The following is a 25,869-nucleotide window of genomic DNA, read 5'->3' on the forward strand; positions in this document are numbered from 1 at the left end:
AGTTGCAGCAAACATTGTTTGGTACGATGCTTTAACCGGAGGAAACTTAATTCCAAAAACAACAGCATTAACAACAGGCACTTATTATGCCGCGATTAAAGATCCGACAACAACTTGTGAGAGTAAAGTTAGATTGGCGATTACCATTAATGTGACTGATCCTGGAACACCGGTAATCACTAAAACAACTCAGGCTTTCTGTCTGATTGATGCACCAACATTTGCAACAATCGACGTAAGTCCAGCCGTTGCCGCAAATATTGTTTGGTATGATGCTTTAACCGGAGGAAACTTAATTCCGAAAACAACAGCGTTAACAACAGGAACTTATTATGCAGCGATTAAAGATCCAGCAACAACTTGCGAAAGCAAAGTTAGATTGGCAATCAATATCAGCGTAACGGATCCTGGAACACCGGTAATAACTAAAACAACTCAGGCTTTCTGTTTGATTAATGCGCCAACATTTGCATCAATCGACGTAGCTCCAGCCGTTGCCGCAAACATTGTTTGGTACGATGCTTTAACCGGAGGAAACTTAATTCCAAAAACAACAGCATTGACAACAGGCACTTATTATGCAGCGATTAAAGATCCAACAACAACTTGCGAAAGCAAAGTTAGATTGGCGATCAATATCAGCGTAACAGATCCTGGAACACCGGTAATAACCAAAACAACTCAGGCTTTCTGTTTGATTAATGCTCCAACATTTGCAACAATCGACGTAAGTCCAGCAGTTGCAGCAAATATTGTTTGGTACGATGCTTTAACCGGAGGAAATTTAATTCCAAAAACAACAGCATTAACAACAGGCACTTATTATGCCGCGATTAAAGATCCGACAACAACCTGCGAAAGTAAAGTTAGATTGGCGATTACCATTAATGTGACTGATCCTGGAACACCGGTAATAACCAAAACAACTCAGGCTTTCTGTTTGATTAATGCACCAACATTTGCAACAATCGACGTAAGTCCAGCAGTTGCCGCAAATATTGTTTGGTACGATGCTTTAACCGGAGGAAACTTAATTCCAAAAACAACAGCATTAACAACAGGAACTTATTACGTAGCGATTAAAGATCCAACAACAACTTGCGAAAGCAAAGTTAGATTGGCAATCAATATCAGCGTAACCGATCCTGGAACACCGGTAATTACCAAAACAGCTCAGACTTTCTGTTTGATTAATGCTCCAACATTTGCAACAATCGACGTAAGTCCGGCAGTTGCCGCAAACATTGTTTGGTACGATGCTTTAACCGGAGGAAACTTAATTCCAAAAACAACAGCATTAACAACAGGCACTTATTATGCCGCGATTAAAGATCCGACAACAACTTGTGAAAGCAAAGTTAGATTGGCGATCAATATCAGCGTAACAGATCCTGGAACACCAGTAATTACCAAAACAACTCAGACTTTCTGTTTGATTAATGCGCCAACATTTGCAACAATCGACGTAAGTCCAGCAGTTGCTGCAAACATTGTTTGGTACGATGCTTTAATTGGAGGGAATTTAATTCCAAAAACAACAGCGTTAACAACAGGAACTTATTATGCAGCGATTAAAGATCCAACAACAACTTGCGAAAGCAAAGTTAGATTGGCGATTACCATTAATGTGACTGATCCTGGAACACCGGTAATAACCAAAACAACTCAGGCTTTCTGTTTGGTTGATGCACCAACATTTGCAACAATCGACGTAAGTCCGGCAACAAACATTGTTTGGTACGATGCTTTAATTGGAGGGAATTTAATTCCAAAAACAACAGCGTTAACAACAGGAACTTATTATGCAGCGATTAAAGATCCAACAACAACTTGCGAAAGCAAAGTTAGATTGGCAATCAATATCAGTGTAACGGATCCTGGAACACCGGTAATAACTAAAACAACTCAGGCTTTCTGTTTGGTTGATGCACCAACATTTGCAACAATCGACGTAAGTCCGGCAACAAACATTGTTTGGTACGATGCTTTAACCGGAGGGAATTTAATTCCAAAAACAACAGCATTAACAACAGGCACTTATTACGCAGCGATTAAAGATCCGACAACAACTTGCGAAAGCAAAGTTAGATTGGCGATCAACATCAGCGTAACAGATCCTGGAACACCGGTAATAACTAAAACAACACAGGCTTTCTGTTTGATTAATGCGCCAACATTTGCAACAATCGACGTAAGTCCAGCAGTTGCCGCAAATATTGTTTGGTACGATGCTTTAACCGGAGGAAACTTAATTCCAAAAACAACAGCATTGACAACAGGCACTTATTATGCAGCAATCAAAAACCCAGCAACTACTTGTGAGAGTAAAGTTAGATTGGCGATTACCATTAATGTGACTGATCCTGGAACACCAGTAATTACCAAAACAGCTCAGGCTTTCTGTTTGATTAATAGTCCAACATTTGCAACAATAGATGTAGCTCCAGCAGTTGCCGCAAATATTGTTTGGTATGATGCTTTAACCGGAGGAAACTTAATTCCATCCACAACAGCGTTAACAACCGGCACTTATTACGCCGCGATTAAAGATCCAACAACTACTTGTGAGAGTAAAGTTAGATTAGCGATTAATATCAGTGTAACAGATCCTGGAACACCGGTAATAACTAAAACAACTCAGGCTTTCTGTTTGGTTGATGCACCAACATTTGCAACAATAGATGTAGCTCCAGCCGTTGCCGCAAATATTGTTTGGTACGATGCTTTAACCGGAGGAAACTTAATTCCGAAAACAACAGCATTAACAACAGGCACTTATTATGCAGCGATTAAAGATCCAACAACAACTTGCGAGAGTAAAGTTAGATTGGCAATCAATATCAGTGTGACTGATCCTGGAACACCGGTAATAACTAAAACAACTCAGGCTTTCTGTCTGATTGATGCACCGACATTTGCAACAATCGACGTAAGTCCAGCAGTTGCCGCAAATATTGTTTGGTATGATGCTTTAACCGGAGGAAATTTAATTCCAAAAACAACAGCGTTAACAACAGGCACTTATTATGCCGCGATAAAAGATCCAGCAACAACTTGCGAAAGCAAAGTTAGATTGGCGATCAATATCAGCGTAACAGATCCTGGAACACCGGTAATAACTAAAACAACTCAGGCTTTCTGTTTGATTAATGCGCCAACATTTGCAACAATCGACGTAAGTCCGGCAGTTGCTGCAAACATTGTTTGGTACGATGCTTTAACCGGAGGAAATTTAATTCCAAAAACAACAGCATTAACAACAGGCACTTATTATGCCGCGATTAAAGATCCAACAACTACTTGTGAGAGTAAAGTTAGATTAGCGATTAATATCAGCGTAACGGATCCTGGAACACCAATAATTACCAAAACAACACAGGCTTTCTGTTTGGTTGATGCGCCAACATTTGCAACAATCGACGTAAGTCCGGCAACAAACATTGTTTGGTATGATGCTTTAACCGGAGGAAATTTAATTCCATCCACAACAGCATTAACAACAGGCACTTATTACGCAGCGATTAAAGATCCGACAACAACTTGTGAAAGCAAAGTTAGATTGGCGATCAATATCAGCGTAACAGATCCTGGAACACCGGTAATTACCAAAACAGCTCAGGCTTTCTGTTTGATTAATGTACCAACATTTGCAACAATCGACGTAAGTCCAGCAGTTGCAGCAAACATTGTTTGGTACGATGCTTTAACCGGAGGGAATTTAATTCCAAAAACAACAGCATTAACATCAGGTACTTATTATGCAGCAATCAAAAATCCAGCAACTACTTGTGAGAGTAAAGTTAGATTGGCGATTACCATTAATGTGACTGATCCTGGAACGCCAATTACAACAGATGCTACACAAGATTTCTGTTTAGTAAACGCTCCAACTGTAGCCAATATCCAAGTTAATGCACCAACAACAGGAAGTATAGTTTGGTATGCAACAGCAACAGGAGGAACAGCAATTGCACCAACAACGGCTTTAGTAACAGGAGATTATTTCGCATCGATTTTAAATCCATCAACTACCTGTCAAAGTGCAATAAGATTGAAAGTTGCAGTAAGTGTGACAAATCCTGCTACACCAACAACAACAGATACTACACAAGATTTCTGTTTAGTAAATGCGCCAACAGTAGCAAATATTCAGGTAAACCAAAGTAATGTCATTTGGTACAATGCAGCAACAGGCGGAACAGCAATTGCTCCAACAACAGCATTGGCAAATGGTAATTATTACGCCACATTGAAAGATGCAACTACAGGCTGTGAAAGCTCAGTTCGTTTACTGGTAACAATTAGTATAAAAGATCCGGGAACACCTACAACAACAGCAACAACTCAGGTTTTCTGTTCAGGTGATTTACCTAAGGTTTCTAATATTAAGGTAAATGAAACTAATGTAGTTTGGTATGCCACAGCAACAGGCGGTACAGCAATTGCTCCAACAACAGCATTAGTAAGTGGGGATTACTTTGGAGCCATAAAAGATCCAGCAACGGGTTGTGAAAGTAAAACAAGATTGAAAGTTACAATCACTATTGGAAACACAGTTAATCCAACAACAACAGATACAACACAAGATTTCTGTTCAGTAAGTGCACCAACAATTGCGAGCATTCAGGTAAACGAAAGTAATGTAAGCTGGTATAGTGTTTTAACAGGAGGAACTGCTCTTGCATCAACAACAGCATTAACTTCAGGTGTTTATTACGGAAACATAACAGATCCGGTAACAGGATGTCAAAGTTCAACACGTTTGAAAGTTACTGTTACAGTTTCAAGTCCTAGTCCGACGCCAACAACGACGGATGCTTCACAAGACTTTTGTTCAACAAATGCACCAAAAGTTTCTAACATTCAGGTAAATGAAGCAAACGTAATTTGGTATAGTACCGCAACTGGCGGAACAGCAATTCCTGCAACAACAGCTTTAGCTTCGGGAACATACTACGGAGTTGTTTCAAGCACTTTGGGTTGTGAAAATCCAATTAGATTAGCAGTTGTCGTAAAAGTAAATACACCAGGTATTGTTACTACACCAAGAACAACACAAACATTCTGTTTATCAGCATTGCCAACATTAGCAAATATACTGGTAAATGAACCTGATGTTGTTTGGTACACATCTGCAACAGGCGGAACACCATTACCAGTAAACACACCATTAATTGCAGCGACATACTATGCAAGTGCTTTAAATAATACAACAAATGGTTGTGAGAGCGCTACGAGATTAGGTGTAACAGTTAATTTTGAAAACGATGCTTTAGTACAATTAACAACAACTGATGATACACCATGTGTTTTCAAAGGAGTTACTTATTCTATAGCAAATGGAAAATCAAATTATGTATGGTCAATTACTAACGGAACAATAGTTTCAGGCGGAGGAACCGCAGATGGATCTGTAACAGTTTCATGGTCAGATATTGGACCGGGTAAAGTGGAGGTAACTTATACAAATAACTGCGGTGATACAACAACAAAATCATTAAACGTTACAGTTGCCACATGTTCAGATTTAACTATTACCAACACAGTTAGCAATCCAACACCAAATTTTGGTGATGAGGTAACATTTACCATCACGGTAAACAATGTTGGAGAAGGTAGTTTTATCAATACTATAGTTAGTGATTTATTACCAAGCGGATATAATTTAGTAAGTTCTAGTGCGACAGTAGGCACATATGATCCGAAAACGCAACTTTGGACAATTCCAACGTTGAACTCCGGACAAAGTGTTGTACTAACAGTTACTGCCGAAGTATTATCAAGCGGTAATTATACAAATGTTGCCAGTATCGAAATTTCAACTCCATTGGATGTTGATGCATCAAATAATTCGGCTTCCGCTACGGTAGTGCCAATTTGTTTGACAGTTTATAACGAGTTCACGCCAAATAATGATGGAACAAATGACCTCTTTAGAATTGATTGTATCGAAACATATCCAAATAACGAGTTGAAAGTATTTAACAGATACGGTTCATTAGTATTTAGTAGACAGCATTATGAAAATGATTGGGACGGAACTGCCAATGTATCAGGAGTTGTTAATAGAGGAGATATGTTGCCAACAGGTACTTATTTTTATGTGATAACCATTGGAGATGGAACGGTTAAAAAAGGATGGTTATCTATAATGAGATAAGCATGCTGTTAATCATCTAATTAATTAAACTAAATAAGTATCGTTATGAAACTATATATAAAATCATTAGAAACATATGTTATTTTAATATGTTCTTTTATTACAGTTTGTGCCAGTGCACAACAGGATCCGGAATATACACAGTATATGTATAACACTATGGCGGTAAATCCAGCGTATGCTGGGTCTACCGGTAGTTTAGAAGCAACACTTTTGCATCGTTCACAATGGGTTGGAATTTCTGGAGCACCAGAAACACAATCATTTTCTATTCAGGCACCGCTTCGCAATGAGAAAATTGGTTTAGGACTAAGCGTTGTTAACGATAAAATTGGTCCATCAAACGAATTGTATCTGGACGGAAACTTCTCTTATTCAATACCACTTGGTTACGAAAAAAGATTAGCATTCGGGTTAAAAGCAGGTATGAGAATGTTAGATATAGATTGGTCAAAAGGGAGATATTATGATAATAATGATGTTTTGCTAAATCAGAATATTAATAATCAGGCAAAACTAGCCATTGGAGCAGGAATTTATTACTATACCGATAAATGGTATTTAGGATTTTCAATTCCCAGCTTTATTCAAAGTAACTACTACAATGACGTTCAGGAATCTGTAGATTACGATCGGTTACATTATTATTTAATGGGAGGTTATGTTTTTGATTTGAATCCGAATTTGAAATTTAAACCGGCATTTTTAGTAAAAGCAGTGAGTGGAGCGCCACTTACTGCTGATGTATCGGCGAATTTTATGATTGCAGAAAAATTTGTAATTGGAGCTTCTTACAGAACAGATGATTCTGTAAGTATCCTGGCAGGTTTTCAAATATCCAAAAGTTTTTATCTAGGATATGCTTTTGATTATACTGTAAGTCAATTGAACAAATACAATGATGGAACACATGAGTTCATCTTGAAATATCAGTTCAATAAGGGTGAAAGCAAAATTAAATCTCCTCGATTCTTCTAAAAAAACAACCTATGAAAAAATTATATATCCTAAGTTTAGTATTGAGTTTTACATTAGGTTTTGCTCAGACGAATTTAAAAAAAGCGGATGCCTTGTTTAGAGATTATTCCTATGCAGATGCTTCAAAAGCATACGAGGAAATTTTACAAAACATAAAAAATCCAACCGCTCAAACGTTAAAGAATGCCGCCGATTCGTATTATTTTATTTCCGATGCCAGAAATGCATTAAAGTGGTATCAAAAACTATATGAAGTACAAGGCAACAATTTAACAGACATTTACTATTTGCGTTACATCCAGACCATGAAAGCAGTTATGGACTACGATGATGCCGATAAAATAACAAAAGAGTATCTAAACAAAAAAGGAGATAAAAATGAGATCAATCACTATGTTGCTCAAAAAGCACAAATGGATAGTCTCGCCAAAGCAAAATCTCTTTACGCCATAAAAAATTTAGATATTAATACCAGTAAATCTGATTTTGGAACCGCTTTTTTTCAGGACAAAATAGTCTTTGCATCTGCCAGAGATACGACGAAATTCAGCGAAAAGCTATACACCTGGAACAATCAGCCTTTTCTAAGTTTGTATGTTGCCGAAAGAAATCCTGCAGATGGAAGCTTGTTTAATGAAACCGTATTTCTTCCAAATGTAATGACCAAGTATCACGAAGCAACGGCGAGTTTTGATGCAAGCGGAAAAACAATGTATTATTCGACCAATATTGTAAAGAAGAATAAATTGGTTATTGATCAGGAAAAAGTCAATAATTTTCAAATCATTAAAGGAGATGTGACCGATGGGAAACTAGAAAATCCGCAAAAGGTATTTTTTGATAGTAATGATTATTCCGTAGGTCATCCTTCTTTGAGTGACGATGGACAATATCTTTTCTTTGCGTCAGACATGCCCGGAGGTTTTGGTGAAAGCGATCTGTATTATGTGAAAATTGCCAATGATGGCACGATGGGTTCTCCAATAAATCTGGGACCAAAGATTAATACCATCGGAAATGACGTTTTTCCTTTTTATCGAAACGGAGTACTCTATTTTTCTTCAGACGGACATTATGGCTGGGGAGATTTAGATGTCTATGAAAGCAACTTTTTAGCAGATGGAACTTTTACAACCCCAAAAAATTTGGGAGCTCCAATAAATAGCAACAAAGACGATTTTGCTTTTATAATTGATAAAGCAGACAGTTATGGTTATGTTTCTTCAAACAGAGCCGAAGGTAAGGGAGATGATGATATTTACTCTTTTATAAAAGGAAAACCTGTTTGTAATCAAAGCATTTCGGGAATCGCGACAGACAGAAAAACAAAATTACCGCTTACAGATGTTTCTGTTATGGCATACAATTCGTATAGCGAGATTCTGGGAGAAACAAAAACAAATTTTGACGGTAAATATGCAATCGTCGTTCCCTGCGGAAAAGTAGTTAAGATGATTGCGGCTAAGCCAAATTACAGCAGCGACGAAAAAACCGTCGAAACTACTATGGAAAACGAAGGCGAAATTAAAGATGTTAACTTCGAGCTTAGTAATTACGATGATCTGGTAGTTAAGAAAAAAGGAGTTGAAAAAGTGGACGTTAACCCAATTTACTTTGATTATGATAAGTTTGATATAACGCCGTTGGCAATTGAAGAATTGTCTAAAGTAGTTTTTATTATGAGAAAATTTCCAAATATCAGAATCAAAATAGAATCACATACAGATTCTCGCGGGAAAGACGCTTACAACATGAAACTTTCTGATAACAGAGCCAAGTCAACACGTGATTATATCGTTTCGCAGGATATAGATCCTTCAAGAATAGAAAGCGCGATTGGTTACGGAGAAAGCCGAATAATTAATAAATGTAAAAACGGTGTAAAATGTACCGAAGCCGAACATTTAGTTAACAGACGCTCAGACTTCATTATTATCCAGAAATAGTTTTATATTTACACTCTAATAATTTGATTATCAGTGGTAAAGTATAAAACGAAGAAACCATTTGGAAGTTGGTTTTTCTTAATTCTTTTTTAAGAATGATGGACAAGAAGAAAATCAGGCTGCATTATTTTGCAGCTTGATTTTTGATTTTATAAAACTTTTGGTTTTTACTGTTTTTGAACAAAAAAATCCTAATTTTGATATTCAATTATTCCAAAATTAGAACCAGTATCATTTTATTATCATATGAATATTCAAGAAACAATCCAGGCATTACGCAACGAACTTAACCAACACAATTACAACTATTACGTACTAGATAATGCCACAATTTCTGATTATGATTTTGATATAAAATTAAAAGAGCTACAAGATTTAGAAGATAAAAATCCTGAATTTTTTGATGAGCATTCGCCAACACAACGAGTAGGAGGGACAGTTACCAAGAATTTTAAAACCATCGCACATCAATCAAGAATGTATTCGCTGGACAATTCTTATTCTAAAGAAGATTTATTAGACTGGGAAATCCGAATTCAAAAAGTATTAGGAAACGTCAATTTGCAATATACATGTGAGTTAAAATACGATGGAGCCTCAATAAGCATTACCTACGAAAACGGAAAACTAACGCAAGCCCTAACACGCGGAGATGGTTTTCAGGGAGATGAAGTAACTAATAATATCAAAACCATAAAATCAATTCCTTTGCAATTAAAAGGAAATTATCCGGAGAAATTTGATATCCGTGGAGAAATTATTCTGCCCTTTGCAGGTTTCGAAAAAATGAACCAGGATTTAATTGAAATAGGAGAAACGCCTTATTCAAATCCTAGAAATACCGCATCAGGAAGTCTAAAATTACAAGATAGTGCTGAGGTTGCAAAACGACCATTAGAATGTTTGCTGTATTTTGTAACCGGAAATAATTTGCCGTTTTCTTCTCAATTTGAAGGATTAGAATCAGCCAGAAAATGGGGATTTAAAGTGCCAAACGAAGCAAAATTGGTCAATAATATGCAAGAAGTTTTCGACTTCATTGATTATTGGGATGTACACCGTCATAATTTGCCTTATGAAACAGATGGAGTTGTTGTAAAAGTAAATAGTATTCAACATCAGGAAGAATTAGGTTATACAGCAAAATCTCCACGTTGGGCAATTGCGTATAAATTCAAATCAGAGCAAGTTTCTACAAAGTTAAAATCAATATCTTATCAAGTTGGTCGTACCGGAGCAATAACTCCAGTAGCAAATTTAGAACCGGTACAATTGGCAGGAACTATTGTAAAAAGAGCTTCTTTGCACAATGCAGATCAAATTGAGAAATTAGATATAAGAATAAATGATACCGTTTTTGTAGAAAAAGGAGGAGAAATTATTCCTAAGATTATTGCAGTAGATTTATCACAACGTCCGGAAAATTCAGAAGTAACACAATATATCACACATTGTCCGGTGTGCGAAACAAAGTTGGAAAGAAATGAAGGAGAAGCAAACCATTATTGCCCTAATTTTTATGGTTGTCCTCCGCAGATTATCGGAAGAATTCAGCATTATATTTCAAGAAAAGCAATGGATATTGAAGGACTTGGTGGCGAAACGGTGGCTTTACTTTTCAAAAATGGTTTAGTTCACAATTATGCCGATTTGTATGAACTGAAAGTTGAAGATATTTTGCACTTAGAAAGAATGGCGCAAAAATCAGCTGAAAATCTGGTAAAAGGCGTTGAAAAATCAAAAGAAATTCCTTTCGAAAGTGTTTTGTTCGCGCTCGGAATCCGTTTTGTTGGAGAAACCGTAGCTAAAAAATTAGCCAAACATTACAAAAATATAGAGGCATTAAGCAAAGCTTCTTTAATGGATTTGATCCTTGTGGATGAAATTGGTGAACGAATTGCTAAAAGCGTAATTGAGTTTTTTGAAAATGAAGAAAACAAAATAATAATTGAACGTCTGAAAAATCATGGTGTTCAATTTGAAATAGTTGAAAAAATTAATCCAAATGCTACCGAGAAATTCATCGGAAAGACATTTGTAGTTTCTGGAGTCTTTGCTCAATTCTCAAGAGATGAATTAAAGAAAACCATCGAAGATAATGGTGGGAAAGTAGGAAGTTCAATTTCTGCTAAAACTGATTTTGTAGTCGCAGGTGATAATATGGGACCGGCAAAATTAGAAAAAGCCAGCAAATTGAATATACCTATATTGTCAGAGCAAGACTTTATAACCAAATTAAATGAAAGCGAATAAACCATCGTTGATTTTATTCTTTCTAGCATTACTGTTTACAATCATTTTTGATTGGACAGGAGAAGAATTCTTGGGGGTTTATGCCAAAGCCATTGTACTTCCGTCAATCTTTATTTATTTCTTAATTAGCAGCGAATTTAAAATAGGAAAAACAGAAGGTTTAATCTTTCTGTTTTGCTTTGTCGGTCAGGTATTTAATTTAATGGATATCGAGGTCTCAGAAATTGGCGGAGTATTAAGTTTCTTAGCAGTTTATCTACTAATAGTAAAACTTTTTATGGGCGAACACGAACGGATAAAATTGGCAAAAAAGGATATTTTGCCAATATCTATCGTCGTTATTTTTATTGTTTATTTGCTTGTTTCAGTATTGAGTCTGCAATTAGACAGCATGAAAAAATTCAATATAATTTATACTTTTTACGGAATAGTTCTCAGTGTTTTAAGCTGTTTCTCCTTTATAAGTTATATAACTAAAGGCACACATCTCGCATTATTAATGTCGTTAATGGCCATTAGTTATATATTTTCAGACATCTTCTATATCTTCAATGAATACTTTTCTTATTCCGTAGTTTTGGTTTTAATTCGGGATATAACCCAAATTTTAGGATACTTTTTTATGGTCGAATATTTCCTTGAAAAAGCTAAAATTCAGAAGAAAATATTATACAATAATTGATCTTCCCTGATTGGTGTGCGCTTTATCTTTATCGAAATAAAAATCTATTCTTCCTAAGTTAATTCCGTAACATCCCACTTGATTAACCAAAACCTCTTGTCCGGCTTTATTTTTTACAACAGTTGGTTTGTCTAAGAAAGTATGCGTATGCCCACCAATAATCAAGTCAATATCCTGAGTTTGTGCGGCAAATTTTAAATCAGAAATTTTAGATTCGTCGTCTTTGTATTTATAACCTAAATGCGAAAGGCAAATAACTAAATCACATTTCTCCTCTTTTTTCAATAGTTTTGTCATATCCTGAGCAGCTTCTACAGGATCATTATAAACAGTTTCTTTATACATTTGTTTATCAACCAAACCTGCAAGTTCGATTCCTACACCAAAAACGCCAACCTTAATTCCGTTTTTATTAAAGATCTTATAAGGTTTTACAAGTCCGTTCATGACCGTATTTTTAAAGTCATAATTAGAGTTGATAAATTCAAAAGTGGCGTGTGGCATTTGAGCATACAAACCATCAAGACCATTATCAAAATCATGATTTCCTATCGTTGAGGCATCATATTTCATCATGCTCATCAACTTAAATTCAAGTTCACCGCCATAATAATTAAAGTATGGAGTTCCCTGAAAAATATCTCCGGCATCCAATAAAAGTACATTTGGATTTTCCTGACGAATCGTTTCAATAAGTGTTGCACGTCGAGATACACCGCCTTTGTTGGGGTTACGAGGATCATCAGCCGGAAAAGGATCAATGTGGCTGTGAACATCATTAGTATGAAGAATCGTTAAGTGTTTTATATCGTTAGTTTCAAAACTGCTTAATGACAAACCTAAACTTAATAAGGCAGTACTTGCGGCTGTTTTTTCGATAAATTCTCTTCTTTTCATTTTGTATATTTTTTACGGAAAGCGATATGTAATTTGTTAGCGATTTTTTTACCACGATTTAATTTCAAGAAAGAATTTGTGTAATTCGTGAAATTCGTGGCGAACTTTTTTTATTCTTCAGTAATTCGGATATTTTTAGGTACCGGAATTGTGTCAACTTCTTTAAAATAATCAATCAATACATCTCGAAGTTTATAATTCAAGTCAAATTTCTGAACACCTTTAGCAAAGAAAACCATGCTGTCACCTCCATTTGCCAAATAATCATTTGTAGCTACATAATAGACCTTATTAATATCAAGAGGTTTTCCCTGAACCAAAATGTTTTTAGCCGTATTGTCTTTTGCTATAGTAAAAGTCATTCCGGATAAAGGCTGAGGTTTTTTCTCCTTAATAATATAAGCCGCGATTTCCAGAATTTGTTCTCCTTTTAAGGCCACAACAACCAGATTGTTTTCAAAAGGCATAATTTCAAAAGCAGTTCTTGTTGTTACATTACCTTTAGGTAAAATAGCACGAATTCCACCATGATTTAATAAACATAAATCAATCTCTTTTTTCTCACGAGCCTTAAAAACCAGATTTCCTCTTTCTACACAAACATCTGCCAATAAACTTCCAATAGGAGTTTGCCATTTTCCGGTACTTTTATCAAGAGTTTCAGGACAATAAGCAAGAACGCTGTCCAGGTCTTTGTTGATATGATCGCGATATGGCTTTATAAATTTTTCAATTTCTGGAGTTTCTGCATCCTTTTCTGTAATAGGAAGCTGTTTTCCTTCTATCTTCGTTAAATTATAATTTTTCTGACTACAGGAAAATATAAAAAAAAGTGTTAAGAATATAACAAAAAGTTTCAAAAATCCGTTATACTTTTTTAGTTTTACCATCTTAAATGCGACTTAAATAATTAATTTTGTAATCTTGTAAAAGTAGTATGTTTTTAAATTATATAAAGGAATTTTTTGTAAAAAAATCATTAAAAAATAACCTGCGTAATGTCAAAAACGAAGTCTTTACAAGCAATATACAAACAATTGGTTTATTGATAGATGAAAGTAATTTTCAGCATTCAAAAGAGTTAATAAAAGAATTAACACTACAGGGGATAGCACCTGAGAACATAAAAGTTGTTGCGTATAGAGATAAATTTAAGCAGAAAGAAACGTATTCATTGCCTACTTTTGGTAAAAAACAGATCAATTGGAATGCAGCGATTAAAGAAGATTTTCTGAATGAATTTACAGATACAGAATTGGATCTTTTGATTAGTTATTATGATATCGAGAAAGTGATTTTGATGATGATAACCAGTAAATCAAAAGCTAAATTTAAAGTAGGATTTTCGTCAATTGATAAAAGCTTAAACCGCTGGATGATGAATACTGCTATAGAGGATTATAAACTTTTTGTCACAGAATTGTTTAAGTATTTAAAGAGTATAAAATAAAATATAAATTAGAATATGCAATCATTAATAGGAACTGGTGTTGCGCTTGTAACCCCATTTAAAAAAGACTTTTCAATAGACATCGAAGCTTTACAGCGCATCGTTAATTTTTCGATCGATGGAGGAGTTGAATATCTTGTAGTTATGGGAACAACAGCAGAAAATGCTACCTTAACACAAGCCGAAAAAGAATTGGTTATAAAAACAGTAATCGATGTCAATAAAGGAAGATTGCCTTTAGTTCTTGGAGTTGGAGGAAATAATACAATGCAAATTGTTGAGGAATTAAAAACAGGAGATTTTTCGGCTTTTGAAGCCATTCTTTCTGTTTCACCTTATTATAATAAGCCAACACAAGAAGGAATTTATCAGCATTTTAAAGCAATTGCAGAAGCATCGCCAATTCCGGTGATTCTATATAATGTTCCCGGAAGAACATCAAGCAATATGTTGCCGGCAACAGTAGTACGTTTGGCAAATGATTTTGCTAATATTGTAGCCATAAAAGAAGCAGCAGGTGATTTGGTGCAAGCCATGCAATTAATTAAAAATGCACCAAAAGATTTTCTTGTAATTTCTGGAGATGATATGATTGCTTTACCAATTGTTTTGGCAGGCGGAGCAGGGGTAATTTCTGTAATTGGGCAAGGTTTTCCGAAAGAATTTTCAGAAATGATCCGTTTAGGATTGAATAAAAAAGTAAATGAAGCGTTTAAGACGCAATACTTTTTATCAGATTGTATTGATATGATTTTTGAGCAGGGAAATCCTGCCGGAATCAAACAAGTCTTTCAAGCCCTTAGTATTGCTGAGAATGTTGTGCGTTTACCATTAGTAGCCGTTGACGAATCTCTGGCAAACAGATTGAATGAATTTGTTAAAAACAGCATTAAAGAACAGTAAGATTGCCGGTATTTTAATATACCAAAAAATATTTTGTAGTAGCTAAATTAATAACTAAATTTGCCACCGGAACTTCGGTGTGATTTTGCTTTGGCATAATTGTCTAAGAAATCATAATAAAAGTAAGAAAATGAAAAAAATAGTATCTCTATTAATTGTTGTTGTCCTTTTTTGTTCTTGTAGTGATTACCAAAAAGCATTGAAAAATGAAGATGTTGCGGCAAAATTTGATGTAGCAACAAAGATGTATGATGCAGGAAAATATAATAAGGCGATTCGTCTTTTTGAACAATTAGCGTCTACATATAGAGGTAAGCCTCAGGCAGAAAAATTATTTTATATGTTTTCTCAGTCTTATTATAAGACAAAACAATATTATTTAGCCGGTTACCAGTTTGAAAGCTTTGTTTCAGGATATCCGCGAAGTGAGAAAGTTCAGGAAGCAGCTTTTCTTGGTGCTTTTAGTTATTCAAAATTGGCTCCTGTTTACAGTTTAGATCAAGCAGATACAGTTAAAGCTCTAGAGAAATTGCAAGCTTTTATTGATAACTATCCAAACTCTGAATACATTGCTCAGGCAAATGAAGCAGTGAAAATCCTGAATGGTAAACTAGAGAAAAAAGCATATGAAAATGCTAAAGGATATAATACGATTTCAGATTATAAATCAGCATTAATTGCATTTGATAATTTTATCGCTGATTTTCCCGGAACACCATTCAAAGAAGATGCGTTGTTCTATAAATATGATTCGGCATACAAATTGGCAGTAAACAGTGTTCCTGCAAAAATGGAAGAACGTTTAAATGTTGCAAAAGCAGCTTATAGTAACTTAATTAAGTTCAACAGCGCTACAAAATACAAAGAGAAAGCAGACGAAATGAATGCTAAGGTTGAAACTGATTTACAAAAATTTACTAAAATAAAATAAAGTCATGGATTTAAAAAAGACGAATGCTCCTGTAAATACAATAACTTACAATAAAACAGTTATTGAAGAGCCAACAGGAAATGTGTATGAAGCAATTACCATTATGGCTAAAAGAGCAAATCAAATTAATTCTGAAATTAAAAAAGAATTAACTGAAAAATTAGAAGAGTTTGCTACTTACAATGACAGTCTTGAAGAAGTTTTTGAAAATAAAGAGCAAATTGAAGTTTCTAAATTTTACGAAAAATTGCCTAAACCACACGCTTTAGCAGTTCAGGAATGGTTAGATGGTAAAACTTACCACAGAAGTTCAAACAAATAATAAATAATATAGTATAAATGTCAGTTTTAAAAGGGAAAAAGATTTTACTGGGAGTTTCTGGTGGAATTGCAGCCTATAAAACAGCTTCATTAGTACGACTTTTTATAAAAGCAGGTGCACATGTCCAAGTGATAATGACACCTGCTTCTAAGGATTTTGTTACTCCACTTACGTTATCTACGTTATCAAAAAATCCTGTACATTCCAGTTTCTTTAATCAGGACGATGAAGATGCCGTTTGGAACAATCACGTTGAATTGGCACTTTGGGCTGATTTAATGTTAATTGCTCCGGCAACAGCCAATACGTTGTCGAAAATGGCAACCGGAAACTGTGATAATCTTTTAATTGCAACTTATTTATCAGCAAAATGTCCAGTTTATTTCGCTCCGGCAATGGATTTGGATATGTATAAGCATCCATCAACATTATCTAGTTTTGCTGCTTTAAAGCAATTTGGAAATGTAATGATTCCTGCAGAAAATGGCGAATTAGCAAGTGGCTTATCAGGTGAAGGCCGAATGGCGGAACCTGAAAATATTATTGCTTTTCTAGAAGCTGATTTAGAGAGTAAATTACCTCTTAAAGGAAAAAAAATACTAATTACTGCAGGACCAACATACGAAGCAATAGATCCTGTACGTTTTATAGGAAATCATTCTTCAGGAAAAATGGGGTTTGATATTGCAAATGAGGCTGCTAATTTAGGTGCACGGGTGATCTTAGTGGCTGGACCAACACATTATAAAGCTAAAAATAGTTCAGTCGAAGTTATCAATGTAGTTTCGGCGCAAGAGATGTACGATGCTTGTCATTTACATTATAAGGATGTAGATGTAGCGATTGCAGCAGCAGCCGTAGCAGATTACAAGCCTAAAGTTGTGGCTTTGCAAAAGATTAAAAAAGCTGCAGATGATTTTACAATAGAACTAGAAAAGACAAAAGATATTTTAGCATCATTGGGCGCAATCAAAAAGAATCAATTCTTAATAGGATTTGCTTTAGAAACTGAAAATGAAATTGAGAATGCTAAGTTGAAAATTCAGAAAAAAAACTTAGATTTGATTGTTTTAAATTCCTTACAAGATGAAGGAGCAGGTTTTAAAAAAGAAACCAATAAAGTTACTTTTATTGATAAAGACTTTAAAATTGAACCAATGGAATTGAAATCAAAAGAATTTGTAGCTGTTGATATTTTAAACAAAGTAATTTCGCATTTTGTGAAAGCATAAGTTAAAATACGAATTAAAAGCAAGAATAGTATTACTTTTGTAATAAAACCCAAATTATCTTTCGTATGAATAAAATAGTTACACTTTTAATTTTTTTTATTTTTGGTTCTACACAAGCGCAACAGCTAAATTGTACTGTAACTATTAATACAGAGAGATTACCAAATCCCAATCAACAGGTTTTTAAAACGCTTCAGACTTCATTGTCTGAGTTTGTGAATAAAACAGATTGGACAGGATCAGTTTTAAAGCAAAACGAACGTATCAACTGTTCGATGTATATTACCTTGTCTTCTAATAGTTCAGATCAATTTACAGGTACAATTCAGGTACAATCATCTCGTTTGATTTTTAATTCGACTTATTCATCTCCCGTTTTTAATTATAACGATAAAGATTTTAATTTCAGATATACAGAATATGAACCATTGTTGTTCAATCCTACCACATTTGATTCAAATTTAGTTTCTGTAGTTTCTTTTTACAGTTATTTAATTCTTGGTATGGATGCTGACACGTTTCAAATGGGAGCAGGAAACCAATATCTTGAAACCGCTCAGAATATTGCAAATGTTGCGCAGCAAGGTGGCTCTAAAGGATGGAGTCAGGCTGATGGAGTACAGAATCGTTATTATTTAATAAATGATATGATTTCGCCAATGTATAGTGATTTGCGTCAGGTAATGTATGCTTATCATACAGGATTGGACGGAATGAGTCAGGATTTGAAAGCATCAAAAGAAAAAATAAAAGAATCACTTCTAATTATTGGCCGATTTGCCACAGTTAAACCAAATGCATTTTTGACGAGAGTATTTTTTGATGCAAAATCAGATGAAATCGTTTCTATATTTTCAGGAGGACCAAGTATTCCCGTCACAGATTTAACAGATGTTCTGACTAAAGTCTCGCCATTGAATTCTACCAAATGGTCGCAAATTAAATTTTAATTATTTAATTTCACACCTATCATTAACTTTTATATTTACAAATTTCCCTATGATTACTTCGCTGTCAATTAAAAATTATGCTCTAATTGAAAAACTTACGATAGATTTTTCTAAAGGTTTTTCTATAATTACAGGTGAAACAGGTGCAGGTAAATCAATTATATTAGGTGCAATTGGACTTGTTTTAGGAAAAAGAGCCGATCTTACTTCATTAAAAAATAAAGAAGAAAAATGTGTAATTGAAGCCCAATTTGAGATATCTAAATACAATCTAAAAGAATTTTTCGAAACCAACGATCTTGATTACGAAGACGAAACAATAATTAGACGTGAAATTTTGCCTTCCGGAAAATCTCGTGCCTTTATAAATGATAGTCCTGTAAACCTTCAGGAACTTCAGGATTTAAGCTTGTTTTTGATTGATATACATTCGCAGCAGCAAACACAGGAATTATCAGATGAAAGCGTTCAGTTTAAAATTATTGATGCAATTGCAAATAATGGTGAAACAATATTATCGTACCAAAAATTGCTAAAAGAGTATAAAACGGATAAATCAAAACTGAATGCTTTATTGAAAAAACAAAGCGATTCAGGGAAAGAACAAGAATACAATACTTTTTTATTGAATGAATTGGTTGTTGCAAAATTAAAATCAGGCGAGCAGGAAGAGTTAGAAGTTGATTATGAGAAACTCAATAATGTTGAGATTATCAAAGAATCAATTGATAAATCGCTTGTAATTGCAAATGAAGAGCAGTTTGGTGTTTTTCATAATCTAAATGAGATTAAAACTTCATTGCAAAAAATAACAGCTTTTTCACCAGAATACCAAAACTTATTCGAAAGAATAACAAGTGTAGCAATTGAATTTGATGATGTTTCGAGAGAATTGCAAAATGCTTCAGAAAAATTATTAAATGATCCTGTGCAACTGGAATTAGTGAGTCAAAAGCTGCAGCTAATTTATAATTTACAGAAAAAACATCAGGTTAATACTGTAGACGAATTATTACAAATTCAGGCAGACTTAGAAAATAAAGTTCTTGAATTAGATAATATCGAAGAAGAAATTGCGATTTTAGCCAAATCAATAGAACAAAAAACAACAGAATTAGATGCTTTCTCAGCAGCAATTCATCAAAACAGATTAAACGCAATTCCGGTTTTATCAAATCAATTAGTTTCAATATTAGAAACTTTAGGAATGCCAAATGTTCGTTTCAATATGGAATTATTGCCATCAGAAACCTATTTCCAAAACGGAAAAGATGAGTTGCAATTTTTGTTCTCTGCTAATAAAGGAACAGACTTTGGTTTGTTGAAAAAAGTAGCGTCTGGAGGAGAAATGTCTCGTATTATGTTGGCAGTCAAAGCAATTTTGGCGCAATATTCAAAATTACCAACCTTAATTTTTGATGAAATCGATACAGGAGTTTCCGGAGAAATTGCGATTAGAATGGGAGAGATAATGAAAGAGATGAGCGCAAAAATGCAAATCTTTGCGATTACACATTTACCACAAATAGCAGCAAAAGGAGATTCGCATTTCAAAGTTTCGAAATCTACGGTTAATGATGATACACAATCAGAGTTGAAGCTTTTGTCTCAGGAAGAAAGAATTGTCGAAATTGCTCAGATGTTATCCGGAGCAGTCGTTTCAGATTCGGCTTTAAATCATGCTAAAGCCTTGTTGAACTAAAGAAATAATTTATATTTGTCATCTTAAAGCTAATTAAACAAACGTAACAAGTTATTGCTTTTTAAAAAGAAAGAGAATAGCCCAATTACGAATAAACAGTAAAAAAATGATTATAGAACCTAGAATGAGAGGATTTATTTGCTTGACATCTCACCCAAAAGGAGCCGAGCAAAATGTTAAAAATCAAATAGAATATATAAAATCAAAAGGTCCAATTGCCGGAGCAAAGAAAGTATTAGTTATCGGAGCTTCTACAGGATTTGGTTTAGCTTCAAGAATTACAAGCGCTTTTGGATCTGATGCTGCAACAATTGGAGTATTCTTTGAAAAACCGCCAGTTGAAGGAAAAACAGCTTCACCGGGATGGTATAATTCTGCGGCTTTTGAAACTGAAGCTCATAAAGCAGGTCTATATGCAAAAAGTATCAACGGAGATGCTTTTTCAAATGAAATAAAAAGACAAACTCTTGATTTAATTAAAGCTGATTTAGGACAAGTTGACCTTATCATTTATAGTTTAGCTTCGCCAGTGCGTCAACATCCGGTAACAGGAGTTTTGCACCGTTCAGTTTTAAAACCAATTGGACAAACTTTTACAAATAAAACAGTAGATTTTCATACAGGAAAAGTTTCTGACGTTTCTATTGCTCCGGCAAACGATGAAGATATTACAAATACTGTTGCTGTAATGGGTGGTGAAGACTGGGCAATGTGGATCGACGCTTTAAAAGCAGAAAATTTATTAGCAGACGGAGCTACAACAGTTGCTTATTCTTATATCGGACCATCATTGACAGAAGCAGTTTACCGTAAAGGTACAATTGGTCGTGCAAAAGACGATTTAGAAGCTACAGCTTTTTCTATCACAGATAGTTTAAAATCTATTGGAGGTCAGGCTTATGTATCAGTAAACAAAGCTTTGGTTACACAAGCAAGTTCTGCAATTCCGGTTATTCCATTATATATTTCTCTTTTATATAAAATCATGAAAGAAGAAGGAATTCATGAGGGTTGTATCGAGCAAATCCAACGTTTGTTTCAAGACAGATTATATTCAGGATCAGCTGTTCCAACAGATGAAAAAGGAAGAATCAGAATTGACGACTGGGAAATGCGTGACGATGTTCAGGAAAAAGTAGCTAAACTTTGGTTAGAAGCAACAACTGAAACATTGCCGGCTATTGGAGATTTAGCAGGATATAGAAACGATTTCTTAAATCTTTTCGGATTTGAATTTGCAGGAGTAGATTATGCAGCTGAAGCAAATGAAGTTGTAAATATCGAAAGCATCAAATAAATAGAAAAAAAATACCATTATATATTAAAACCATTCGTCACAGCGAATGGTTTTTTTATTAATATAACATATCTTTGTTAAAATTTTGAATTTTATAATATTCCCACTTTAATACGCACATCCCATTATGATTTTTTCTTTAATTATACCAGTGTATAATCGCCCAGATGAAGTAGATGAACTTTTAGAAAGTCTCTCGAAATCTGATTATAATGAAGCTTTTGAAATTGTCCTGGTCGAAGATGGATCGTCAATTCCATGTAAAGACGTGGTAATGAATTATCAGGGAAAGTTGAATATTTCGTATTATTTTAAAGAGAATTCAGGACCTGGAGATTCCAGAAACTTCGGGATGCAAAAGGCGAGAGGTGATTATTTTATAATATTTGATTCAGATTGTATCATTCCGCCTAACTATTTAACTGAAGTTAGAAAAGCTTTAGAGCACGAATATGTAGATTGTTTTGGAGGACCGGATAAAGCATTAGACAGTTTTTCGAATGTTCAGAAAGCAATTAATTTTGCGATGACATCCTTTTTGACAACCGGAGGAATTCGTGGAGGTTCAGAAAAAATTAATAAGTTTCAGCCCAGAAGTTTCAATATGGGAATTTCAAAAAAAGCATTCGAAGCTTCAAATGGATTCGGAAATATTCATCCGGGAGAAGATCCGGATTTATCTATTCGATTATGGAATTTAGGATTTGAAACCAGATTGTTTTCAGAAGCTTATGTGTATCATAAACGAAGAATTGATTGGGAAAAGTTTTCAATTCAGGTACATAAATTTGGAATAGCAAGACCAATTCTAAATAGTTGGTATCCAGAGCATAACAAATTAACTTTTTTCTTTCCGACGTTTTTTATTTTGGGATTATTATTAGCTTTTTTACTATTAATTTTCAATTTTGATATTTTATTACAATTATATTTTGTATATTTCGGTATAGTTTTTCTTACAGCCAGTATTCAGAATAAAAGTATTAAAATTGGATATCTTTCTGTTGTTGCTGTTTGGAAACAATTTTACGGTTATGGAACGGGATTTTTAGAATCATTCATAAAAATTATCCTTTTAAAGAAAAAACCACAAGAAGCGTTTCCTCGTATGTTTTTTAAGATATAGTATGACAAAAGTTATTGGCTTAACGGGCGGAATAGGAAGTGGAAAGACAACTATTGCTAACTTTTTTAAGGAAATGGGAGTACCGGTTTATATCGCTGATGATGAAGCCAAAAAAGTAATGCAGTCAGAAAGTATTGTCAAGGAAATAAAGACAGCTTTTGGCGGAGAACTTTTTGAAAATTATATTTTGAACAGAGCAAAATTGGCTGAAATCGTTTTTAATAATGCAGCTGAATTAGCAAAATTAAATGCTATTGTACATCCGGCCGTAAAAAAAGATTTTGAAATTTGGTTACTGAAGCAAAAAAAATATCAATATGTGGTTTATGAAGCCGCAATTTTGTTTGAAAGTGGTCGTTATAAAGATTGCGACGTTATTGTGACTGTTACTGCCCCGGAGGAAATAAGAATAGAAAGAGTTCTAAAGCGAGATAATACCACACGTGAACAGGTTTTAAGCAGAATGAAAATGCAGTGGAATGACGAAAAACGAATTTCCTTAAGTAATTTTGTAATTAATAACAGTAATCTTAAAATTGCTAAAGAAGAAGTTGTTAAAATTCTTAAAATTTTAAATATAAAACAAAATCAGTCTTAAATGTTAATATTTGGTTAATGTATTATTTAGTATATTGTTAAAATATTAATTTTGTTTCGATGAATAAATTATTTTTTAGAATACTTGTTTTACTGATGAGTTTGTCCTTAATAGGGATTATTCTGGTTCAAGTATATTGGTTCAATTCTTCGTTTAAAAATAATGACGAGCAATTTAAATACCACGTTACCCAAGTAATCGGGAATGTTGCTGATAAACTTGAACAGCAAGAAGAGTATAGTTTTTATGATAAATGGAATCGTTTAAAAGACAGTACCGGTAAAATTCCAAAAAAAGAAGATTTACTTGAAGTACTATATGTACAGAGAAATACSAAAACTAATAAAACGATCGTTTATTCTAATACACTTACATCTGAAGATTACGATATAAGTGGTTCGCTTTTTAATAAAAAGTTTAGTAGCGAAAGATTTAAAAATTTTAGTTCGAAAAGAGTAACTGAAGTTTATAACAATAACAATAATATTGATAATTCAACTTTAGGACAAAGTTTAATTCCTGATTTAAGAGTCGAAAAGTCAGGTAGTTTAGATCTTTTGAATAAAGTTCAAATGGAAATTTCAATAAAGGATTTTGCTGATGCATTACCAATTGACGAAAGAATTTCTAAAATAAAATTACAAAACCTCCTAAAAAAGGAATTAGAAGAATATGGTGTAAAAACCAAATTTGAGTTTGGAGTTCTTAATAGTGGTTTATCGACAAAAATAAAATCTGACGGATTTCATTATGATAAAGATGCAAGTTATCATGTGCCAATATTCACAGATAATGAAGGAAGCAGTAGATATGAATTGTATATAACCTTTCCTCATAAAAAGAAATTTTTACTTTCGGAGTTGTTGAGTATCACTATATTATCGATAATATTTACATTGATTATCATAGTAGCTTATACAAGTGCATTAAATCAATTGTTGCGTCAAAAACATATTTCTGAAATCAAAACCGATTTTATTAATAATATGACGCATGAGTTTAAAACTCCAATTGCAACAATAAATTTAGCACTCGACGCAATTAGAAATCCAAAGATTATTGAAGATAAAGAGAAAGTTTTTCGCTATCTTCAAATGATCAGAGATGAAAATAAAAGAATGCATGCTCAGGTTGAAAATGTCCTGCGTATCTCTAAATTAGAAAAAAGAGAACTCGATATAACAAAAGAACCAACTGTAATTCATGATATTATTGATGATGCAATTGAGCACGTAAATTTAATTTTAGAAGACAGACAAGGTACAGTTGTAAAACACTTTAATGCAGCAAGAACAACGTGTTTGATAAACGAAGTGCATTTTACAAACGTATTGGTTAATATTTTAGAAAATGCCATAAAATATTCACCTGATGCACCTGAAATTGAAATTTTTACAGAAAATGTCAAAGATATGATTCTGATAAAAATAAAAGATAATGGTCTTGGTATGAGTAAGATAGCTCAGAAGCGAGTTTTTGAAAAGTTTTACAGAGAACATACAGGAGATTTACATAACGTAAAAGGACACGGTTTAGGTCTTGCTTATGTAAAAAGAATAGTAGAAGATCATAATGGCCAAGTATATGTTGAAAGCGAAAAAGGAAAAGGTAGCACCTTTATAATAAAAATACCATTAATAAATTAAAATATGGAAAATAATAACAAAAGAATACTTTTAGTAGAAGATGACCTTAATTTTGGGGCAGTTCTTAAAGATTATCTAATGTTAAATGACTTTGAAGTTACTTTAGCTAAAAACGGTATGGAAGGTTTCGAAAAGTTCAAGAAAGATGTATATGATTTATGTATTCTTGACGTAATGATGCCTTATAAAGATGGTTATACATTAGCCAAGGAAATTAGAGAGAAAAATAGCGAAGTGCCAATTATCTTTTTAACTGCAAAATCGATGAAAGAGGATGTGCTGAAAGGATACAAAGCGGGAGCTGATGATTATTTGAATAAACCTTTTGATTCAGAAGTTTTATTGATGAAAATCAAAGCAATTATTCAAAGAAAATCTGCTGATACAAAAGCAGAACAAGTTCAATTTGAGTTTAATATCGGTAAATTTCACCTAAATTCTAAACTTAGATTCTTAACATTCGAAAATGATGAACCAATAAAATTATCTCCAAAAGAGAACGAATTATTGAAAATGTTAATTCTTCACGAAAATGATTTAATGCCAAGAGAATTAGCCTTGACAAAAATCTGGAGAGATGATAACTACTTTACTTCAAGAAGTATGGACGTTTACATCGCTAAACTTAGAAAATACCTAAAAGCAGATGAAGATGTTGAAATCCTGAACATTCACGGAGAAGGATTTAGATTAGTTGTTAAAAGCAAAGTAACAGAATAACAAAAAATTCACCAAACTAAAAAATATTAAGCTCTGAGAAATCAGAGCTTTTTTTTGTGCTTATTTTTTTTAGGGT

19 protein-coding genes are annotated in these 25,869 nt (G+C 33.8%); 17 read left to right on the forward strand and 2 right to left on the reverse strand.

Annotated elements, in window-relative coordinates:
• The 5 genes from EAH81_RS00005 to EAH81_RS00025 all read left to right on the forward strand — a co-directional run.
• Positions 1–6,160 (forward strand): gliding motility-associated C-terminal domain-containing protein (locus tag EAH81_RS00005; protein WP_140502179.1); only part of this gene is annotated, 6,160 nt, incomplete at its 5' end.
• A 45-nt stretch (positions 6,161–6,205) separates the two neighbouring features.
• Positions 6,206–7,138 carry a type IX secretion system membrane protein PorP/SprF gene (locus EAH81_RS00010; RefSeq protein WP_140502180.1) on the forward strand — a complete coding sequence of 311 codons (933 nt, stop codon included), beginning with the start codon at positions 6,206–6,208 and terminating at the stop codon, positions 7,136–7,138.
• 11 nt (positions 7,139–7,149) lie between these two features.
• Positions 7,150–9,084, forward strand: coding sequence for an OmpA family protein (locus tag EAH81_RS00015; protein WP_140502181.1), 1,935 nt, complete (start codon positions 7,150–7,152; stop codon positions 9,082–9,084).
• Positions 9,085–9,330: 246 nt separating this feature from the next.
• The gene (gene ligA, locus EAH81_RS00020) at positions 9,331–11,337 is read left to right on the forward strand and encodes an NAD-dependent DNA ligase LigA (RefSeq protein ID WP_140502182.1); all 2,007 of its coding nucleotides are present in this window, start codon (positions 9,331–9,333) and stop codon (positions 11,335–11,337) included.
• On the forward strand, positions 11,324–12,019 hold the full coding sequence (locus EAH81_RS00025; RefSeq protein ID WP_140502183.1) for a lysoplasmalogenase family protein: 696 nt from the start codon (positions 11,324–11,326) through the stop codon (positions 12,017–12,019). Before ligA ends, EAH81_RS00025 begins: the two co-directional genes overlap by 14 nt.
• On the opposite strand, the gene EAH81_RS00030 is transcribed toward EAH81_RS00025, so the two are convergent.
• Together EAH81_RS00030 and EAH81_RS00035 are read right to left on the reverse strand one after the other, a co-directional pair.
• The gene (locus EAH81_RS00030) at positions 12,005–12,916 is read right to left on the reverse strand and encodes a bifunctional metallophosphatase/5'-nucleotidase (protein ID WP_140502184.1); all 912 of its coding nucleotides are present in this window, start codon (positions 12,914–12,916) and stop codon (positions 12,005–12,007) included. The genes EAH81_RS00025 and EAH81_RS00030 overlap by 15 nt on opposite strands.
• A gap of 110 nt (positions 12,917–13,026) precedes the next feature.
• Complete coding sequence (locus tag EAH81_RS00035; RefSeq protein ID WP_140502185.1) at positions 13,027–13,806, reverse strand: 5'-nucleotidase C-terminal domain-containing protein; 780 nt, start codon at positions 13,804–13,806, stop codon at positions 13,027–13,029.
• A 47-nt stretch (positions 13,807–13,853) separates the two neighbouring features.
• On the opposite strand from EAH81_RS00035, the gene EAH81_RS00040 reads away from it, so the two are divergent.
• The 12 genes from EAH81_RS00040 to EAH81_RS00095 all read left to right on the forward strand — a co-directional run bounded on the left by EAH81_RS00040 (position 13,854) and on the right by EAH81_RS00095 (position 25,793).
• The gene (locus EAH81_RS00040) at positions 13,854–14,366 is read left to right on the forward strand and encodes a DUF6913 domain-containing protein (protein WP_140502186.1); all 513 of its coding nucleotides are present in this window, start codon (positions 13,854–13,856) and stop codon (positions 14,364–14,366) included.
• 15 nt (positions 14,367–14,381) lie between these two features.
• Positions 14,382–15,269 (forward strand): 4-hydroxy-tetrahydrodipicolinate synthase, encoded by an 888-nt coding sequence (gene dapA / locus EAH81_RS00045; RefSeq protein ID WP_140502187.1) that lies wholly within the window; start codon positions 14,382–14,384, stop codon positions 15,267–15,269.
• Between the two features lie 130 nt (positions 15,270–15,399).
• Positions 15,400–16,200 (forward strand): outer membrane protein assembly factor BamD, encoded by an 801-nt coding sequence (locus EAH81_RS00050; RefSeq protein ID WP_140502188.1) that lies wholly within the window; start codon positions 15,400–15,402, stop codon positions 16,198–16,200.
• A 4-nt stretch (positions 16,201–16,204) separates the two neighbouring features.
• Positions 16,205–16,522, forward strand: coding sequence for a DNA-directed RNA polymerase subunit omega (locus EAH81_RS00055; protein ID WP_008463064.1), 318 nt, complete (start codon positions 16,205–16,207; stop codon positions 16,520–16,522).
• A 17-nt stretch (positions 16,523–16,539) separates the two neighbouring features.
• The gene (coaBC, locus tag EAH81_RS00060) at positions 16,540–17,754 is read left to right on the forward strand and encodes a bifunctional phosphopantothenoylcysteine decarboxylase/phosphopantothenate--cysteine ligase CoaBC (RefSeq protein ID WP_140502189.1); all 1,215 of its coding nucleotides are present in this window, start codon (positions 16,540–16,542) and stop codon (positions 17,752–17,754) included.
• Positions 17,755–17,819: 65 nt separating this feature from the next.
• A complete protein-coding gene (locus EAH81_RS00065) occupies positions 17,820–18,704 on the forward strand; it encodes a DUF4835 family protein (protein ID WP_140502190.1) in 885 nt (294 codons plus the stop codon).
• Between the two features lie 49 nt (positions 18,705–18,753).
• Positions 18,754–20,406: a DNA repair protein RecN gene (gene recN / locus EAH81_RS00070; RefSeq protein WP_140502191.1), complete on the forward strand. Its 1,653-nt coding sequence runs from the start codon at positions 18,754–18,756 to the stop codon at positions 20,404–20,406.
• 106 nt (positions 20,407–20,512) lie between these two features.
• Positions 20,513–21,703: an enoyl-ACP reductase FabV gene (gene fabV / locus EAH81_RS00075; protein ID WP_140502192.1), complete on the forward strand. Its 1,191-nt coding sequence runs from the start codon at positions 20,513–20,515 to the stop codon at positions 21,701–21,703.
• Positions 21,704–21,830: 127 nt separating this feature from the next.
• Positions 21,831–22,829: a glycosyltransferase gene (locus EAH81_RS00080; RefSeq protein ID WP_140502193.1), complete on the forward strand. Its 999-nt coding sequence runs from the start codon at positions 21,831–21,833 to the stop codon at positions 22,827–22,829.
• A gap of 1 nt (position 22,830) precedes the next feature.
• Entirely contained in the window at positions 22,831–23,427 is a 597-nt protein-coding gene (coaE, locus tag EAH81_RS00085) for a dephospho-CoA kinase (RefSeq protein ID WP_140502194.1), read from the forward strand.
• Positions 23,428–23,486: 59 nt separating this feature from the next.
• Entirely contained in the window at positions 23,487–25,073 is a 1,587-nt protein-coding gene (locus EAH81_RS00090) for a sensor histidine kinase (protein ID WP_140502195.1), read from the forward strand.
• Positions 25,074–25,076: 3 nt separating this feature from the next.
• A complete protein-coding gene (locus tag EAH81_RS00095; protein ID WP_026985497.1) occupies positions 25,077–25,793 on the forward strand; it encodes a response regulator transcription factor in 717 nt (238 codons plus the stop codon).
• Positions 25,794–25,869: the final 76 nt, after the last annotated feature.

The sequence above is a fragment of the Flavobacterium pectinovorum genome (genome assembly GCF_006438875.1).
In the GTDB taxonomy this organism is placed as follows: Bacteria; Bacteroidota; Bacteroidia; order Flavobacteriales; family Flavobacteriaceae; genus Flavobacterium; species Flavobacterium pectinovorum_A.

What these genes read in the sequence shown, in the direction of transcription:
- EAH81_RS00025 (WP_140502183.1), top strand. Translation starts at nt 11,324, where the DNA reads ATGAAAGCGAATAAACCATCGTTGATTTTATTCTTTCTAGCATTACTG.
- EAH81_RS00095 (WP_026985497.1), top strand. Translation starts at nt 25,077, where the DNA reads ATGGAAAATAATAACAAAAGAATACTTTTAGTAGAAGATGACCTTAAT.
- fabV (WP_140502192.1), top strand. Translation starts at nt 20,513, where the DNA reads ATGATTATAGAACCTAGAATGAGAGGATTTATTTGCTTGACATCTCAC.
- recN (WP_140502191.1), top strand. Translation starts at nt 18,754, where the DNA reads ATGATTACTTCGCTGTCAATTAAAAATTATGCTCTAATTGAAAAACTT.
- EAH81_RS00015 (WP_140502181.1), top strand. Translation starts at nt 7,150, where the DNA reads ATGAAAAAATTATATATCCTAAGTTTAGTATTGAGTTTTACATTAGGT.
- coaE (WP_140502194.1), top strand. Translation starts at nt 22,831, where the DNA reads ATGACAAAAGTTATTGGCTTAACGGGCGGAATAGGAAGTGGAAAGACA.
- EAH81_RS00010 (WP_140502180.1), top strand. Translation starts at nt 6,206, where the DNA reads ATGAAACTATATATAAAATCATTAGAAACATATGTTATTTTAATATGT.
- EAH81_RS00050 (WP_140502188.1), top strand. Translation starts at nt 15,400, where the DNA reads ATGAAAAAAATAGTATCTCTATTAATTGTTGTTGTCCTTTTTTGTTCT.
- EAH81_RS00065 (WP_140502190.1), top strand. Translation starts at nt 17,820, where the DNA reads ATGAATAAAATAGTTACACTTTTAATTTTTTTTATTTTTGGTTCTACA.
- dapA (WP_140502187.1), top strand. Translation starts at nt 14,382, where the DNA reads ATGCAATCATTAATAGGAACTGGTGTTGCGCTTGTAACCCCATTTAAA.
- ligA (WP_140502182.1), top strand. Translation starts at nt 9,331, where the DNA reads ATGAATATTCAAGAAACAATCCAGGCATTACGCAACGAACTTAACCAA.
- EAH81_RS00080 (WP_140502193.1), top strand. Translation starts at nt 21,831, where the DNA reads ATGATTTTTTCTTTAATTATACCAGTGTATAATCGCCCAGATGAAGTA.
- coaBC (WP_140502189.1), top strand. Translation starts at nt 16,540, where the DNA reads ATGTCAGTTTTAAAAGGGAAAAAGATTTTACTGGGAGTTTCTGGTGGA.
- EAH81_RS00030 (WP_140502184.1), bottom strand. Translation starts at nt 12,916, where the DNA reads ATGAAAAGAAGAGAATTTATCGAAAAAACAGCCGCAAGTACTGCCTTA.
- EAH81_RS00035 (WP_140502185.1), bottom strand. Translation starts at nt 13,806, where the DNA reads ATGGTAAAACTAAAAAAGTATAACGGATTTTTGAAACTTTTTGTTATA.
- EAH81_RS00040 (WP_140502186.1), top strand. Translation starts at nt 13,854, where the DNA reads ATGTTTTTAAATTATATAAAGGAATTTTTTGTAAAAAAATCATTAAAA.
- EAH81_RS00055 (WP_008463064.1), top strand. Translation starts at nt 16,205, where the DNA reads ATGGATTTAAAAAAGACGAATGCTCCTGTAAATACAATAACTTACAAT.